The 15,465-nt window shown below is 55.9% G+C and carries 12 protein-coding genes and 1 tRNA gene; 5 read left to right on the top strand and 8 right to left on the bottom strand.

Translation table 11 applies throughout. From position 1 onward, the window contains the following. The first annotated feature begins 4 nt into the window (after nucleotides 1-4). A tRNA-Pro gene (locus NITSA_RS04635) sits at nucleotides 5-81 on the top strand. Between the two features lie 106 nt (nucleotides 82-187). On the opposite strand, the gene NITSA_RS04630 is transcribed toward NITSA_RS04635, so the two are convergent. Continuing rightward, entirely contained in the window at nucleotides 188-1,513 is a 1,326-nt protein-coding gene (locus NITSA_RS04630; protein WP_013553865.1) for a hypothetical protein, read from the bottom strand. 109 nt (nucleotides 1,514-1,622) lie between these two features. Here NITSA_RS04630 and NITSA_RS04625 point away from each other — a divergent pair, with 109 nt between their 5' ends. Further along, nucleotides 1,623-3,524, top strand: a complete 1,902-nt coding sequence (locus NITSA_RS04625) for an NAD(+) synthase (protein WP_013553864.1) — start codon at nucleotides 1,623-1,625, stop codon at nucleotides 3,522-3,524. On the opposite strand, the gene NITSA_RS10815 is transcribed toward NITSA_RS04625, so the two are convergent. Then, a complete protein-coding gene (locus NITSA_RS10815) occupies nucleotides 3,521-5,920 on the bottom strand; it encodes an HD domain-containing phosphohydrolase (RefSeq protein ID WP_013553863.1) in 2,400 nt (799 codons plus the stop codon). The two genes, NITSA_RS04625 and NITSA_RS10815, sit on opposite strands and share 4 nt — an antisense overlap. 144 nt (nucleotides 5,921-6,064) lie before the next feature. Between NITSA_RS10815 and NITSA_RS10810 the strand changes: the two genes are divergently transcribed. Beyond that, nucleotides 6,065-6,628, top strand: coding sequence for a TlpA family protein disulfide reductase (locus NITSA_RS10810; RefSeq protein WP_013553862.1), 564 nt, complete (start codon nucleotides 6,065-6,067; stop codon nucleotides 6,626-6,628). Between the two features lie 52 nt (nucleotides 6,629-6,680). Here NITSA_RS10810 and upp read toward each other — a convergent pair whose 3' ends face one another. Beyond that, complete coding sequence (gene upp / locus NITSA_RS04610; protein WP_013553861.1) at nucleotides 6,681-7,322, bottom strand: uracil phosphoribosyltransferase; 642 nt, start codon at nucleotides 7,320-7,322, stop codon at nucleotides 6,681-6,683. A 142-nt stretch (nucleotides 7,323-7,464) separates the two neighbouring features. Here upp and aspS point away from each other — a divergent pair, with 142 nt between their 5' ends. Together aspS and NITSA_RS04600 are read left to right on the top strand one after the other, a co-directional pair. Further along, complete coding sequence (gene aspS / locus NITSA_RS04605; RefSeq protein WP_013553860.1) at nucleotides 7,465-9,243, top strand: aspartate--tRNA ligase; 1,779 nt, start codon at nucleotides 7,465-7,467, stop codon at nucleotides 9,241-9,243. Between the two features lie 120 nt (nucleotides 9,244-9,363). After that, nucleotides 9,364-9,963, top strand: a complete 600-nt coding sequence (locus tag NITSA_RS04600) for an adenylate kinase (RefSeq protein WP_013553859.1) — start codon at nucleotides 9,364-9,366, stop codon at nucleotides 9,961-9,963. A gap of 326 nt (nucleotides 9,964-10,289) precedes the next feature. Here the strand turns inward: NITSA_RS04600 and hemC are convergent, their stop codons facing one another. The 5 genes from hemC to hemA are packed head-to-tail and all read right to left on the bottom strand — an operon-like array spanning nucleotide 10,290 to nucleotide 15,465. After that, complete coding sequence (gene hemC, locus NITSA_RS04595; RefSeq protein WP_013553858.1) at nucleotides 10,290-11,243, bottom strand: hydroxymethylbilane synthase; 954 nt, start codon at nucleotides 11,241-11,243, stop codon at nucleotides 10,290-10,292. Nucleotides 11,244-11,252: 9 nt separating this feature from the next. Further along, complete coding sequence (locus NITSA_RS04590) at nucleotides 11,253-12,056, bottom strand: DsbA family protein (RefSeq protein ID WP_013553857.1); 804 nt, start codon at nucleotides 12,054-12,056, stop codon at nucleotides 11,253-11,255. Further along, entirely contained in the window at nucleotides 12,016-12,450 is a 435-nt protein-coding gene (locus NITSA_RS04585) for an FxsA family protein (RefSeq protein ID WP_013553856.1), read from the bottom strand. Before NITSA_RS04585 ends, NITSA_RS04590 begins: the two co-directional genes overlap by 41 nt. 1 nt (nucleotide 12,451) lies before the next feature. Further along, complete coding sequence (locus tag NITSA_RS04580) at nucleotides 12,452-14,167, bottom strand: proline--tRNA ligase (RefSeq protein ID WP_013553855.1); 1,716 nt, start codon at nucleotides 14,165-14,167, stop codon at nucleotides 12,452-12,454. 2 nt (nucleotides 14,168-14,169) lie between these two features. Beyond that, on the bottom strand, nucleotides 14,170-15,465 hold the full coding sequence (gene hemA / locus NITSA_RS04575; protein WP_013553854.1) for a glutamyl-tRNA reductase: 1,296 nt from the start codon (nucleotides 15,463-15,465) through the stop codon (nucleotides 14,170-14,172).

Genomic DNA, 15,465 nt, shown 5'->3' with positions numbered 1-15,465 from the left:
TCATCGGGGTGTGGCGCAGCCTGGTAGCGCGCCTCGTTCGGGACGAGGAGGTCGCAGGTTCAAATCCTGTCACCCCGACCACTTCTTTTATCGATCATTTCCCAAATCTCTAGATTAGCAGCCCTTTTTCATTTAGCTTCATCATTCCTGAACTGTTCATCTCGCTTGCATACTGTGGAAACCAGGCTCACCATCTTCCTGTCCGGTAGCATCGGTCCCGTCTGGCTTCACATCGCTCCAAACATCCGTCATTTTCATCCGGGCACTCCGCATAGCAGGTCCGTGCCATAGCGTCACAACATCGACCGCTAATTCGGTGATGCCGTTTCTGCCGCCGACGGGTACTTTTCTGTCCAGAGGGACCGAATTGCCGATTGAGCACCGGTATCAGTTCGTCATAGCGGCGCTTCTGTTGCATAGGATAAATCAGTAGATAGAGGAGAAAGCGACGGCCTTTTTTGTAACCTTTCATATAGCTGATGGTCCCTTTAGCTTGATTGATGGAAGAGATGACGAACCAATGGCCGTCTATACGCCTATAAGTGATACGCAGGTCGGGATTCCGCCTCATCTTTTCGAGACTCACCCGGTAGATCTGCCTAAGAGAAGCGGGGGTCTCGGCCCAGGAGATGTACAGGAGGCTTCGCCGATCCATCGAGGGGAAGACGACCCCATAGTCCCGGGTCTTCAGAGGTGGAGTTATGAAAAACCCGGCCGGAAAGCGTAGATGGATTCCCCATACGGGATTGTCGTAGCCTTCGGCCCACTCCTTCCGGCCAGTCGCGCTCGAAGCTTTCCCGGATGTCCCGGTGCTGTGTGAAGAGCTGCTCCCCACCGGACTCGAGACGGTCCCGCCCGCGGAGGCGGACGGCGCACCGATCGGATTCTTGGGAGTTGCTGCGGCAGGAAACGGCGAAGGGACCGTCCACCCCGCAGGCACGGGCAACCATTGCAAAGAAGCGACCGTTTTCTCGAAGATCCGGTGATAGAGATCCCGTAATGAGGGTGGATACTGCATCAGGACGCGTACGCCTCTTTTGCCTCGGCGAGCCAGATAAGCCAACGAGCCGAAGGCTTCGTTGCCCAGATGCCCCTCCACTTCGATCCGGCAGTGATCTCCGGCAAAGTCGTAGCGAATAAGTTTTGCTTCTTGATTGGGACCCTTTTTGAGCATGAGCCTCTTCTCACTTTCACAAGCGCTTTCCAGATCACTGACCGGACCGAAACCCGACACATCAAAGAACTCCCCCATCAAAAACCCACGGGCTCTCTTGGAAAGGGGTGGCGAAAGCATAATCCCCCAGGTGTTTTGATTGATAATGTTTCCATCACGGAAGCGTGAGGGGATCCCGATCCGGTATCCCCAGATCCGGTTGAGATAGCTGTCTCCCTGATAGCGCAGAGGCACGTTATTGCCGTTGTACGCATAGAGAACACGGTAACTTCGGTCCTCTGCCTCCAGTACGGCGACTAACAGCATAAGCACAAGACCCCATTTCATCCATCTCTTCATAGGTTCCTCCCGTTTTTTCTTCTATTGTCACGCGTCAAGACTTACAGAAAAATAAATTCCCTCTCCTGTGCTAAAATGTGGACAACACTCCATCACGAGGAGATGATGAATGTATGGCTTCTACCGTATCGGCGCCGCAGTACCCAAGCTTCACCTGGGCAATCCGGCGCGCAATGTCCGGGAGATCCTCCGACTCTACCGGCAGGCCTCGAATGAGCGTATAACTGCCGTAGTCTTTCCCGAGCTCTGCCTGACAGGCTACACCCTTGCCGACCTTTTCTTCCAGGAGCGCCTCTACCGGGCACAGAACGAAGCGCTGGAGTGGCTGCTGGAGCAGAGCCGGGATTTCGACACCCTCGCGGCAGTGGGGATGATGCTTCGCGTCGATGACCGGCTCTACAATGTTGCTGCCGTGATCCAGCGGGGTGAAATCCTGGGAATCATCCCCAAGAGCTATATTCCCGACAAGCGGGAGTTCTACGAAAAACGGCAATTCGACTCCGGCCGGGAGATCGTCGGAGAGACGGTCACTCTGTTCGGGCGGGAAGTCCCCTTCGGTGTGGACCTGATTTTCCGGGACGAGGGAGAATTTCGTATGGGGGTGGAGATCTGCGAAGATCTCTGGGCCCTCACGCCGCCGAGTAACCTCCTGGCCGCCTCGGGGGCCAACCTCATCCTCAACCTCAGCGCCAGCAACGAATTGGCGGGCAAGGCGGACTACCGGGCGGAACTGGTCCGCACCCAGAGCGCCCGGCTCGTCTGCGTCTACGCCTACGCTTCTAGCGGCCCGGGGGAGAGCAGCACCGATACGGTCTTCGGCGGAGACTCCATGATCGCCGAATACGGCTCTCTCCTCGCCCGGGGAGAGCGCTTTCGCTTCGAGAGCCAACTCATCGCCGCCGATGTGGACCTGCGCAAACTCACCGGGCTGAGAGAGGCGGAGACCGGCTACTGCGATGCCCCCCGCCGGAAGATGCGCCGTATCAACGTCGCCCCGCTACCCCGGCCCGATGCGCTTCGTCGTCCTATCGATCCCCACCCCTTCGTCCCCGGCAATCCCGCAGATCGGAACCGACGCTGCGAAGAGATCAGCGCCATCCAGGCCCACGCCCTGATCCGCCGGATGAAGCAGGCCCGTATCCGGCGGGCGGTGCTTGGAATCTCGGGAGGGCTCGACTCGACCCTGGCTCTGCTGGCCACGTGGAAAGCCTTTCAAATTATGGAGCGGGACCCCTCGGAGATCCTCGCGGTAACGATGCCGGGATTCGGCACCACGGGGCGCACCTACGCCAACGCCGTCAAGCTCTGCCAAACCCTGGGGGTAGAACTTCGGGAGGTCCCCATCCAAAAGCTGGCTCTAGCCGAGTTTGAAGCCATCGGCCACGATCCCGAAACCCACGATGTGACTTACGAAAATGTCCAGGCACGCGCCCGCACCGAAATCCTGATGAACCTGGCCAACAAGGAGCATGGCCTGGTCGTGGGCACGGGAGATCTGAGCGAAATCGCCCTGGGCTTCTCTACCTACAACGGCGATCATATGAGTATGTACGCCCTCAACAGCGGCATTCCCAAGACCCTGGTGCGCTACCTGGTGGAGTATTACGCCCGGATACATCCCGAGCTCAGCGACGTGCTGGGCGACATCCTCTCCACTCCCGTCAGCCCTGAGCTCCTGCCCGCCGAGGAGGGGCAGATCGCCCAGAAGACCGAGGAGATCGTGGGCCCCTACGAGCTGCACGACTTTTTCCTCTACCACTTCATCAAATACGGCGCCGAACCGGCCAAGATCCTCTATCTAGCCACCCTGGCCTTCGACGGCCGCTACGACGAAGCGACGATCAGAAAATGGCTGCGGCTCTTCCTTCGGCGCTTCTTCACCCAGCAGTTCAAACGCTCCTGTATGCCCGACGGCCCCAAAGTGGGGACCATCAGCCTCAGCCCGCGGGCCGACTGGCGGATGCCCAGCGACGCCAATGTCGATGCCTGGCTGGCGGAACTGGACGACTAGTTCAAACCCGCCTTATTCAACAACGCATCTTTGTCGATCGCTTCAAAATCTTTCTGATCTTCACGAAGATACTTTTCCGCATAAGCCCTATAGATCTCCCGACGCACGAAAAGGGCGAAGATCTCCCCATCGATCTTCTGCTCTTGAACCATCTCCGCCATAATCTCAAGGGCTTCGGAGAGTTTCATCACGGCACGGTAAGGTCGGTCGACCGCAGTCAAGGCCTCAAAAATATCAGCAATAGCCATAATTCGGGCGGGAATGGAGATCTCATCCCCGCGCAGGCAATAGGGGTACCCTTTTCCGTCGAGCTGTTCATGGTGTCCCCCGGCATATTCGGGAATCCGTGACATCTCCTCCGGCCAGGGGAGATTCCGAAGCATTCGTATCGTCACCATCGCATGCTCTTGAACCGTGAAACGTTCTTCGGGGGTCAGTGTGCCGCGTGGAATGCTCAGGTTATATATCTCTCCCTTATTGCGGAGTGCCGAAGGAACATTCACCTTAAATCCCTGTTTACGGTACTCGGCGATCTCCGCTGCATCTCGCATAACCTTATGCTCCGGAAGATCGGCCAGGAGTGACTCTTCGACGGGGAGTCCTCTATCTGCCGGTATCCGGAAGCGTTCTTCATTGCTGACCCCCGGTCGCTTGTCAAAATGGCGCATCCAACGTCGCTTTGCAATCTTTCTGAGTCGTTCCAGGGCCGCTTCGTCCACAGGAATCTCCCCCCGGTTCAGGCCGCAAATGAAACGGTACTCTTCTTGAAGTTCACACTGCCGCTCCTCTTTTATCTTCCGCAATTCCTCTTCAGGAACCTTACCTTTCAGTTTGTCCCTCCAAAAGTCGATCTCGATATCACGCCAAAGGATCTCAAATCGGGTACGTATTTCATGGATCCGGTCATAGACTGTCTCCAACTTTGTCGCTTTGTCCAAGAGATGCTGCGGGGTGACGATCTTGCCGCAATCGTGCAGCCAGGCACTAAGTTCAAACTCTTCCCACTCACTCTCTTTATCGATACAAAAAGCGGCCAGCCTTCCCCGGTCGGATCGATTCACCTCTTCCAGAATACTCAGAGCGATCTCCGGAACTTTTTTGGCATGATTACTCGTATGGGAGGATTTCGCATCAATCGCTTCCGCCAAGGTAAAGACGAAAGAGTGGATCAACTCTTTTTGGGCCGTTTTCTGTCTCAAAACTGATTGAGACATCGCCCGAATCGACTCCGACAATCGGGAAATCTCTTCAACGTTACTTTTGACTGTGGGGGCAAATGAGTAGTCTCCTCCGCCGATTCGTTTAGTCTCATCCACCAATTGCTCAATAGGCTTGACGATACGGTCGATCATTCGTCTCACTACAATCAAATAGAGAACAATGAAAACCAACGCAATCCCCAGAGAGATCAACAATTGGAAGAGAGAGGGTTTCATCAGGGCAAACTCACCAGCCTCAAATGCCAACCAACTCTTAATGGGTCCCTTACTGAGGAGTACGACCATCGCAAGCTTTTTTACACCGTTTTTGTCGGTATAGGTGAAGAGTCGATGCTCCCGCCCATCTCGGATCGCTTTAAGAATCGCTGATGAGACAGACTCTTCCTCCGGATCACTTGCCGCAATCACTTGACCTTTCTCATCCAACATTGAAATAGAAACTGCCGGCTGAAACCTCAATGCATTAAGGAGTCGATGCAAATTACTCACCGTAATATCCATCGCAACCACTTCACCGTTTTTCATCTGTCTGGCATAGGTCACCCCTCTGCGACGCAGATTGCTGAAGAGATAGACACCGGTCTTCACAACCTTGGTGGTTTGTAGGGCTTCCAAGAACCAGGGGCGTTTGTAGCTATAGTAATTACTGGAATCTTGACGTACTTTGAGCAGGTGGAAATCAGGGTCAAAGAATTCAAAGATCCGGACTCTTTTCCCGCTTTTATCATTAAAGATCCTGATATGGAGCCATCGGGCCGATTTGGGAGCTTGGTAAATTTCCCTGACGACGGATTCGCTATCGAGATTGACCAATTCATAAAGATCTCCCCGAGGGTTCCCTTGATAGATCGCATAGATATCGGGGTAGAGTTCCAGGATATTCGCCAGTTTCCGCAAGGCATCTTTCTGTTCATTCCCCGAGCGAGTGGCATCAAAGGAGGGAGAGTATTCGGCCAGCGTTTCCAGGGTTTTTCGGATAGGAATCTCCAGTTTCTCTATGTTCAATGCCACAACAGAAACACTTTTGCTAAAGTCCGCCTTGACATATCGCCGTATGTTCTGCCAACTGAAGATGATCTGCATAAAAAGTAAAATCAAAACGATTCCCATCGTTCCGAGCAAAAATTGCAGGCTTACGACTTCACGGAGGCTTTTCTTATTACGGTTTTCAGACACCTTTGCAATCCTTTCTTCATCATCGCTACAATTTTACTCCAGTGAATCGATTTTTTTATGAAAACAACATCCGTTTCACCCAAATCTTTTGTGATACAATCACTTCAACGAAATCTTATTATAAATAAATAAAGGATATAGTAAATGAAAAGCCGTAAGATTCTGCTTTCCCTTCTGATAGCGCTAATCTCGGGGATCAACGGCGTAGCAGCCGAAACGTCTCCGGCTTCCGCCACACAGCCCGCGCCCCAAAGTCCCCAGACACAAAAACTCCAATTCACCTTCACCGATACCCACGGACAGATCTTCCACATCATCCCGGGCCCCAAAGGGCTCAACTATCCCGAATTCAAAGGCAAAAAGGTCTTCGCGATGTTTTTCATCAACAGCGGGACCCCCTGCCGCAATGAGTTGCAGACCCTAACGCAGCTCAAGCCCAAACTCAAAGATATGGAAGTGGTCGCCTTCGAACTCAAAGGGCTCAAGCCCGATCAGCTCAAAGCCTTCGAAAAAGAGCTCTCCCTTCAGGGGATCCACCTGGTCGATACCGCCCAGGCTCTGCCCTTCGCCAACTTCATCGCCCGGGTCGCCGGATGGAAGGGCTCCGTCCCCCTCATCATCCTCAGCGACAAAAACGGAGAAGTGAAACATATGCAACTCGGCGCTATGACGGCCAAAGAGATCGAAGACTACTACAAGAAGCTCTAAAATCGGGGGCTACCCGAACTGCCAAAGCCCCTTCACTCCCCTTATATCACTCCTAACGTATATCATCCACACCGGTTCCGAAGACCCGGTCTCCGGCATCTCCCAGGCCCGGGACGATGTAGCCGTGCTCGTTGAGCCGGTCATCCAGAGCAGCGGTATAGATATGGAGATTGGGATAACGCGCGTTGAGCGCCTTGACCCCCTCCGGTGCCGCGACGAGACAGACGAAGACGATCTCCTCCACACCGTTGGCCTGAAGATGGGCCACGGCATCCCCTGCCGATCCCCCCGTCGCCAGCATCGGGTCGATGAGGATCACCGGATGGGTCCGTGCGGCTGAGGGGATCTTGGAGTAGTAACTCTCCGGCTGCAGAGTCTCTTCGTTGCGCTGCATGCCCAGGAAGCCGACCGGGCTCTCGGGCAGCATCTGCATAAAAGAACCCAGCATCCCGATCCCCGCCCGCAGGATCGTCACCAGGACCGGGGGTTTGGCCAGCCGATTGCATACCGCCTTCCCCACCGGGGTCTCCACCTCCACCGGCTCCGTCTCCAGGCTTCGGGTCACCTCGTAGGTCATCAACAGTCCGATATCGTCAAGCAGCCGACGGAACTCGTGCATCGGCGTCTCCTTGTTCCTCAGGATGGAAAGTTTGTGGTCGATAAGCGGATGTTCAATGATATGGATGTTTTTCATCTTTTGCCCTTTCGTTGCTATGAGCGATCTTTTTTCGATTATCCCCTATTCCGCCTTAAAGGGGATGACGCCAGAACCTTCTCAACCCCTCCTTATCCCCCTTTCGCTATAATCGCGCCAAAATATCACATCAGGAAGCAACGTGAGAACCCACTATTGTGAAGAGATTACCGAAGATTTGATCGGTCAGGAAGTGACCGTCGCCGGCTGGGTCGCCAGCCGAAGGGACCACGGCGGCGTCATCTTTATCGACCTGAGAGACAAAGACGAGATCGTCCAGCTGGTCTGTGACCCCGCCGACAGCGAAGAGGCCCACAAGATCGCCGACCAGGTGCGGGACCAGTATGTCATCGTCGCCACTGGCAAGGTCCGCCCCAGAGGCGAAGGGCTCGAAAACCCCAACCTCAAAACCGGTAAAGTCGAGATCGTCGTCAGCGAACTGAAGATCGAGAACACTTCCAAGCCGATGCCTTTTGACCTGGGGGATGAGCGGGTCAACGAAGAGATCCGCCTCAAATACCGCTACCTCGACCTGCGAACTCCCAAAATGCACAAAATCTTCCGCCTCCGCTCCCAGGCCGCCATCGCCGCGCGCAACTCCCTGGCGGAGATGGGCTTTATGGAGGTCGAGACCCCCGTATTGACCAAGTCGACTCCCGAAGGGGCCCGGGACTACCTCGTCCCCAGCCGGGTCTGGCCCGGAGAGTTCTACGCCCTGCCCCAGTCGCCCCAGCTCTTCAAGCAGCTGCTGATGATCAGCGGCTTCGACCGCTACTTCCAGATCGCCAAATGCTTCCGCGACGAGGACCTGCGGGCCGACCGCCAGCCCGAGTTCACCCAGATCGATGTGGAGATGAGCTTCTGCGACCAGGAGAAGGTGATCGAAGTGGCCGAGCGTCTCATCCGCGACATCTGGGCCGCCTGCGACCAGTGGGAAAAGCTCCCCGCCCAATTCCCACGTATGAGCTACGACGAAGCGATGGAGAAGTACGGCTCCGACAAGCCCGACCTGCGTTTCGGCCTGGAGATGGTGGATGTGATCGATATTTTCGAGCGCTGCGACAACGAGATTTTTAGCACCATCGCCAAATCCCCCAAGAAAAACCGCATCAAAGCCCTCAAAGTCCCTAACGGCGACAACATCTTTTCCAAGCGCCAGATGAAGGGCTTCGAGAGCTACGTGCGCAAATTCGGTGCCCAGGGCTTGGGATACTTCCAGATGAAAGAGGAAGGGCTCAAAGGGCCTCTGACCAAATTTTTCACCGAAGAGGATCTGCAGGCGATCATAGATCGCTGCGACCTGAAGGTGGGCGACGTCGTCTTCTTCGGCGCCGGAGAGAAGAAAGTGGTGCTCGATTATATGGGCCGTTTCCGCCTCTATCTGGCCGAGATTATGGAGATCATCCCCGAGGGTGAATTCAAATTCGTCTGGATCGTCGATTTCCCGATGTTCGAAGTCGAAGAGGGCAAGCTCAAAGCCCTCCACCACCCCTTCACTATGCCCAAGCTCAATGAAAAAGGCGGCCTGGACTACGAAGAGATCGAAGACCTCAAGTCAGTCGCCTACGACCTGGTGCTCAACGGCACCGAGCTGGGCGGCGGCTCCATCCGTATCCACAAACCCGAAATCCAAAAAGAGGTCTTCAAACTCCTGGGTATCAGCGACGAAGAGGCCAAGGAGAAGTTCGGCTTCCTCCTGGAAGCCCTGGAGTTCGGCGCGCCCCCGCACGGCGGCTTCGCTATGGGCTTCGACCGGATGATTATGCTCCTGGCCGGCACCGAGAGTATCCGGGACGTCATCGCCTTCCCCAAGACCCAGCGGGCTCAGTGTCTGCTCACCCAGGCCCCCAGCCCCGTGGACCCTGAGCAGCTCAAAGAGCTCCACATCCGCCTGCGCCAGCGGCCGGTGAGTGCGGAATAGCGAAAGAGCTTCCGCTCTTTCGGGCATTGGTCATTGGTCATTGGTCATTGGGGCCTGAACCGACACTTTACCCAATCGCCAGTGGCTAATGACCAGTGACCAACACAGAAAGGAAAAATTATGGCAAAAAAACTCTTCCTCATCATCGGCGCCCCCGGATCGGGCAAAACTACCGACGCGGAAATCATCGCCGAGCGCAACCCCGATAGCGTCGTGCATTACTCCACCGGTGAAATGCTCCGCCAGGAGGTCGCCAGCGGCAGCGAACTGGGCAAAGAGATCGAGAGCTACATCTCCCGCGGCGCCCTAGTCCCCCTCGATATCGTCATCAACACCATCGTCAATGCCGTCAAAAACGCCCCCAAAGAGATCATCCTCATCGACGGTTTCCCCCGCAGCGTCGAGCAGATGAAAGCCCTCGACGAGATCCTCTCCAAAGACCCCGAGATCGAGCTCAAAGCGGTCATCGAAGTGCGGGTCAGCGAAGCCGTCGCCCGCGAGCGGATCCTCGGCCGTGCCGAAGAGGCGGAAGTCAAGCGCAGCGACGATAATGAAGAGGTCTTCAAACAGCGGATGAAGATTTACCTCGATCCCCTGCCCGAGATCGAGAAGTTCTATGAAGAGAAGGGCCTGCTCAAAGTCATCGACGGCGAGCGCCCCATCGAACCCATCGTCGAAGAGATGGAAGCCTTCATCAAAGAAAAAGCCGCTGAAGATTGAGCCAGAGTACAAAGTGGCGGCTCTCATAAAACTTAAACCTCATCACCCACCACAAAGCCCCACTCCAAAAGTGCTCACAATCAGCATTGCCCCCTCACATTCTAAAGACCAATTCGCAATAAAAGAAAAAGCTCATCCTAGAATTTAGGAAAAAGGCCAAGGAGTAGTAACTAGAATACTCATTTTAATTTAGTCAAGATTTTGTTAAAATTGTATCAAAGAGGAAAAGATTAGATTGGGTTTTGTAGGAAACTACTTGTCTTTAGCTATATGGAAAGCTAAGTTAACATAGGGGTAAAATTTGAATAGGTTTTGTTTCTGGAACTTCAGAGGCGTTCGGGGCGTTCCTCTTTGAAAGCGCGTTTTTCCGCCTCGGCCAGAAGTTCCAGCGCTCCGTCGGCGATCATCTTCTCGGCCAGGCGCTTGCCCGCACCCGTGGCCTCTTCCATCGGGAGCACCAGCTCCTCGTAGAGCACTTCGCTGGCGTCGGGATAGCCCAGCATCGCACGCAAGTCCAATTCACCATCGATAATACGGGCATTGACCGCAACGGGAGCCGAGCATCCTGCCCCCACCGCCGCCACGAATTCCCGCTCGATCTCGGTGCAGAGATGGGTCTCGGGATCATCCAGTTCCATCGCGAGATGCCGCAACTCTTCGTCTCCGGAGAGGATCTCGATCCCCAGGGCCGCCTGGCCCATGGGCGGGATCATCCACTCCAGCTTTTGGACGTGGGGGATCTCCTTGAGCAGATCGAGGCGCGCCAAACCGATGTAGGCGAGGATGATGGCGTCATATTGCCCTTCTGCCAGCTTGCGCAGGCGGGTATTGACATTGCCCCGCAGATCCTTCACGATCAGATCGGGGCGGCGCTGGAGCAACTGCATCCGGCGCCGCAGGCTCGTCGTCCCCACCACGGCTCCCTCGGGCAGAGCTTCCAGAGAGCTGAAGCGATGGGAGAGGAAGACATCGCTCTGATCCTGGCGTTCGGTAATCGCCGCCAGCTCCAAGCCTTCGGGGATGAAGGTAGGCACGTCTTTGAGGGAGTGGACAGCCATCTGCGCCCGGCCCGCGAGCATTTCATCCTCCAACTCCTTGGTGAAATGCCCCTTGCCGCCCACCAGAGCGAGGGGACGGTCCAGGATCTTGTCTCCCCGGCTGGTGATCTCCATCAGCTCCACCTCCAGTTCGGGGCGGGCCTTCTCGATCCGATCTTTGATGTGATAGGCTTGCCAGAGGGCCAGTTGGCTCGCCCGGGTCACGATGGTCAACTTATCCACACCGAGTCCTTATTTGAGGTATTTTTTATAGGCGCTGCGGGTCGGATCGTACTTCCCGTCGAAATAGACGGTGGGGGTGCCGCGAACCATCATCGAAGCCGCTTTATTCATATCAGCTTTGACAGCGGTCTTATACTCGGGCTTGTCGATATCCGCAGCTTTCAGATCGATACCGAGCTGTTTTTTTATCTCGGCGAGAATTTTTTTCTCGTTTTTCTCACGGGGATCGATCTTGAGGCTGTAGAATTTCATTGCTTCATCGGCCCTGCCGTGACTCTGGAGATATTCCATAGCCCGGGTCAACGTCTCGGAGACCGGATGGAGGCGTTTCAGCGGCATATGATAGTAATAGAGGGCCATTTTGTCGGGATGGGCCCGGACATCTTTGAGCAGGCCCGGCAGATAGCCTAGACAGAAGGGGCACTGGGGATCGGAGAAGACCACGATCTTGTGGGGAGCGTCGGCATTGCCGGCAATCAGGTGCTTCTTGTTGTAGAAGCTTTCGGGCATCTTGGGCTTGATAGTGTTGCGCAAATCCTCCCCTGTCTTGAGATCGATCAAAGACATGGCGGCCAGTTCCTCTTTGGGGTTGATGAAGACCATCTCGGGGATCTGTTGCTTGCGTTTTCCCATCACCAGGTCCATCGTAAACATATAAACGGTCCATCCTGGACGCCCTTCCAGGGACTGATGGGCGATCTCCTGAACCTTCTCGACCTTGATCCTCGGGTTTTTCACCAGGGTATGACGAACGAAGTTCTCCAGGTTGAATTCAGCGGAGCTTGCGATCACGCTCGCTGTGATCAGGCTCATCGATAATTTCCACGTCAATGACATTGTTGTCTCCTTCATAAAATGGGTCATGCGGTGTTTGCTGCTTAGGTCGGATTCTAGCGAACAAATGTAAATAGAGTGTGTAGAGCAGGAGGGCGATACCGATCAGATCCGTCAGCACTCCGGGGATGATCAGCAGGATTGCCCCCGCCATATAAGCTATGGAGGCGTTGTGGACATCCCGCAGGTCGAACTTGCCGAAATTGAAGGTTTGGAAATTGTTCCAGAGAGCATAGGGGGAGAGTTTCAGCAGCAGAGCCCCCAGGATCATCGTCGAGAGAATCCAAACCACACTCCAGCCAAAGCCGATCACCGTCCCTACTTTGAGAGAGACGAAGAGTTCGGCGAAGAAGAGTATGAGAAGGTAGAGCATCCTAGACCCGTTCCAGGACCTCGTCGGCCACGCGCTCCAGGGGCAGGTCGATGCGCTCCAGACCGTCCCTGACAATCAGCTCCACCTGGCCATCGGCCAGTTTCTTGCCCACTACGATCCCCAGGGGAATCCCAATGAGCTCGAAATCCTTCATTTTGAATCCGAAGCGTTCCTTGCGGTCGTCGAGGAGCACCTCCACCCCTTTGCTTTTCAGCAGGCGGTAGAGCTCTTCGGCCGCTTCCCGCTCGGCGTCGTTGGCGATGTTGGAGACGATGATCTCCACATCGAAGGGGGCACTCTCCCGGGTCCAGATACAGCCCCGATCGTCGTGGTGCTGCTCGATGATCGCCGCCAGAAGCCGGGAGACCCCGATACCGTAGGTTCCCATCACGAAGGGGCGGCGCTTGCCGTTCTCGTCGAGGAAGGTTGCATTGAGCGGCTCGCTGTAGCGGGTCCCGAGCTGGAAGATGTGCCCTACTTCGATCCCCTTGGTGTAGTGGAGCCGCCCGCCGCATTTGGCACAGCGGTCCCCCTCCTGCACCGCCACCAGATCGGCGAAGAAATCACCGTAGTCGGGTACCGTTACACCGATGAGATGGTAATCTTCTTTGTTGGCCCCCATGATCATCGGAGTTTCGCCCTTGAGCTCTTTGTCGATGACGTAGCGGATCCCATCGGGAAGATTGATAAAACCCATAAATCCGGGGGTAAGCCCGGCGGCCCGAAGCTCCTCCTCGCTCACATCGACCAGTTCGTTGGCTCCTACGGCGTTGCAGGCTTTGGTCTCCTCCAGCTCGTCGTTGCCCCGGAGGAAGAAGAGGACGATCGCTTCGCGCCCTTCGTCGTAGAGGGCCTTTTTGGCCACCGCTTTGATGAGATGGTGAGGATCGATATGGAAGAAATCCGCCAGATCGTCGATGGTCTTGATGCCCGGGGTCTGGAATTCACCCGCGGTCATTTCGGGCTCTTCGCCCTCTTCGTACTCCGGCGCCGCTTTGGGGGCGCGTACCGCCGCCTCGATGTTGGCGCCGTAGTCGCACCCTTCACAGACCACGATGGTATCCTCGCCGCTGTCGGCCAGGACCATGAACTCCTTGGATCCGCTGCCGCCGATGGCACCGCTGTCGGCTTCGACGACACGGAAATCGAGCCCGAGTCGGGTGAAGATCCGGCTGTAGGTCGCCTCCATATGGTCGAACTCCCGCTTCATATCCTCTTCGTCCTTGTGGAAGCTGTAGCCGTCCTCCATCAAAAACTCTCTCCCGCGCATCAGTCCGAAGCGGGGGCGGATCTCGTCACGGAACTTGGTCTTGATCTGATAGAGATGCAGGGGCAATTGCTTGTAGCTTTTGACACTCTGGCGCACCAGGTTGACCATCATCTCTTCGTGGGTGGGCCCCAGGACAAACTCGTTCTCCTTGCGGTCGGTGAAGCGCAGCAGCTCTTTGCCGTATTTCTCGAAGCGTCCGCTCTCACGCCAGAGCTCCGCCGGGGTCACGAAGGCCAGGTCCACTTCCTGGCAACCCGCGGCGTCGAGCTCCTCTTTGACCACCTGGCGCACCCGGTCCAGGCTCCGCTTGCCCAGAGGGAGGAAGTTATAAAGTCCCGCTCCCACACTCTGGATAAACCCGGCGCGAAGCAGGTAGATATGGCTGGGAAGCACCGCGTCGCTGGGTGCCTCTTTGGCGGTGGGGATCAATAGTTTGGAAAAGCGCATACTCAGGATTCCTTTGACTGATTTTTATACTGTTTGGGATCGACATCGGAGGTATCGATCTCGAAAATCGTTTTGATCGCTTCGATAGCCCGGCTTCCATCACTCTCTTTGGAAATTCCGCGGAGATTTTTGGTGGGCCGGTGGAGGTATTTGTCGAAGGACTGGGCCACCAGATGGCGGACATTCTCGGCACTCTCGGCGGGGATGTAGCCCTTACGCAGGGCCCGGGCGATCTCCTCGTCGATCACCGCCTCGATCTCCAGACGCATCTGCCGGATCACCGGTTCGATGGAGAGGGCCTGGAGCCAACGGTAAAACTCCTCCACATATCGTTCGACGATCTCCGAAGCCCTCAGCGCCTGTTCCTGGCGCAAAGCGTGGTTGTTCTTGGAAATCGCCTGCAGATCGTCGATCCGGAAAATACGGATATCCGCTTCGCAAATTTCGGCGATATCCCTCGGGATCGCCATATCGAACCAGATCCGGTTGAGATCCTTGGCTTCCACCATCGCGGGGGTGATGATGGGCTCGGGGGAAGCGGTGGCGCTGAAGAGCAGCCGATAGCGGTTGATATAGTCTTCCAGACGCTCCATCGAGCCCACCCGGACATTCTCTCCCAGCTCCTCGGCCAGGGCTTCTGCGTGTGCCCGGGTGCGTGAAACCAGCAGCACATCGGCCCCCGCACGGAGCAGATGCTTGGCCGCCAGGCGTCCCATCTCCCCCGTGCCGACCACCACGCCGGTCATCCCCGCCAGGGTTCCTCCCATCAGATCCTGGGCCTGGGCCACCGCCACCGAAGCGATGGAGATAGGGTTTTCGGAAATATTGGTGGCATTGCGCACCTCTGCGGCGCATTTGACGGCGTAGCTGAGCACCCGGTTGAGTTCCCGTCCGGCGGTGCCGTTGTCGTAGGAGAGTTTGAACCCCTGCTTCACCTGTCCCGTGATCTGGGCTTCCCCGATCACCAGAGAGTCGAGAGAACTGACCACGCTGAAGAGGTGTCGGACCGCCTCTTCATCCTCATAACGCTTGGCGCTCTTTTCCAATTCGTAGAAATTCACACCCCGGGTACGCGACAGGAGCCCCAGGACTGCGTGAAAGGTGGCGAAATTGTCCCGGCTGGCGGTGACCACTTCGATCCGGTTGCACGTATTGATCACAAAGGCTTCGAGCATAAAATCGAAGGCCACGAGCGTCTGAAGAAATTCCCGGATCTCATCATCGTTTTTAAACGCCAGGCGTTCCCGCTCTTCGAGGGAGCAGTGTTTGTAGTTGAAGCTCACCACCTGATAGTGCAT

Origin of the sequence: Nitratifractor salsuginis DSM 16511 (assembly GCF_000186245.1) — a bacterium.
GTDB lineage: Bacteria > Campylobacterota > Campylobacteria > Campylobacterales > Sulfurovaceae > Nitratifractor > Nitratifractor salsuginis.
Note: the sequence above shows the minus strand (reverse complement) of the source record. Positions and strands in the feature narration are given on the sequence as shown.

Coding starts and splice junctions, on each gene's coding strand:
- NITSA_RS04630 (WP_013553865.1), bottom strand. CDS start 1,513: ATGAAGAGATGGATGAAATGGGGTCTTGTGCTTATGCTGTTAGTCGCC.
- NITSA_RS04625 (WP_013553864.1), top strand. CDS start 1,623: ATGTATGGCTTCTACCGTATCGGCGCCGCAGTACCCAAGCTTCACCTG.
- NITSA_RS10810 (WP_013553862.1), top strand. CDS start 6,065: ATGAAAAGCCGTAAGATTCTGCTTTCCCTTCTGATAGCGCTAATCTCG.
- upp (WP_013553861.1), bottom strand. CDS start 7,322: ATGAAAAACATCCATATCATTGAACATCCGCTTATCGACCACAAACTT.
- NITSA_RS04600 (WP_013553859.1), top strand. CDS start 9,364: ATGGCAAAAAAACTCTTCCTCATCATCGGCGCCCCCGGATCGGGCAAA.
- NITSA_RS04590 (WP_013553857.1), bottom strand. CDS start 12,056: ATGAGCCTGATCACAGCGAGCGTGATCGCAAGCTCCGCTGAATTCAAC.
- NITSA_RS04585 (WP_013553856.1), bottom strand. CDS start 12,450: ATGCTCTACCTTCTCATACTCTTCTTCGCCGAACTCTTCGTCTCTCTC.
- NITSA_RS04580 (WP_013553855.1), bottom strand. CDS start 14,167: ATGCGCTTTTCCAAACTATTGATCCCCACCGCCAAAGAGGCACCCAGC.
- hemA (WP_013553854.1), bottom strand. CDS start 15,465: ATGCACTATCAGGTGGTGAGCTTCAACTACAAACACTGCTCCCTCGAA.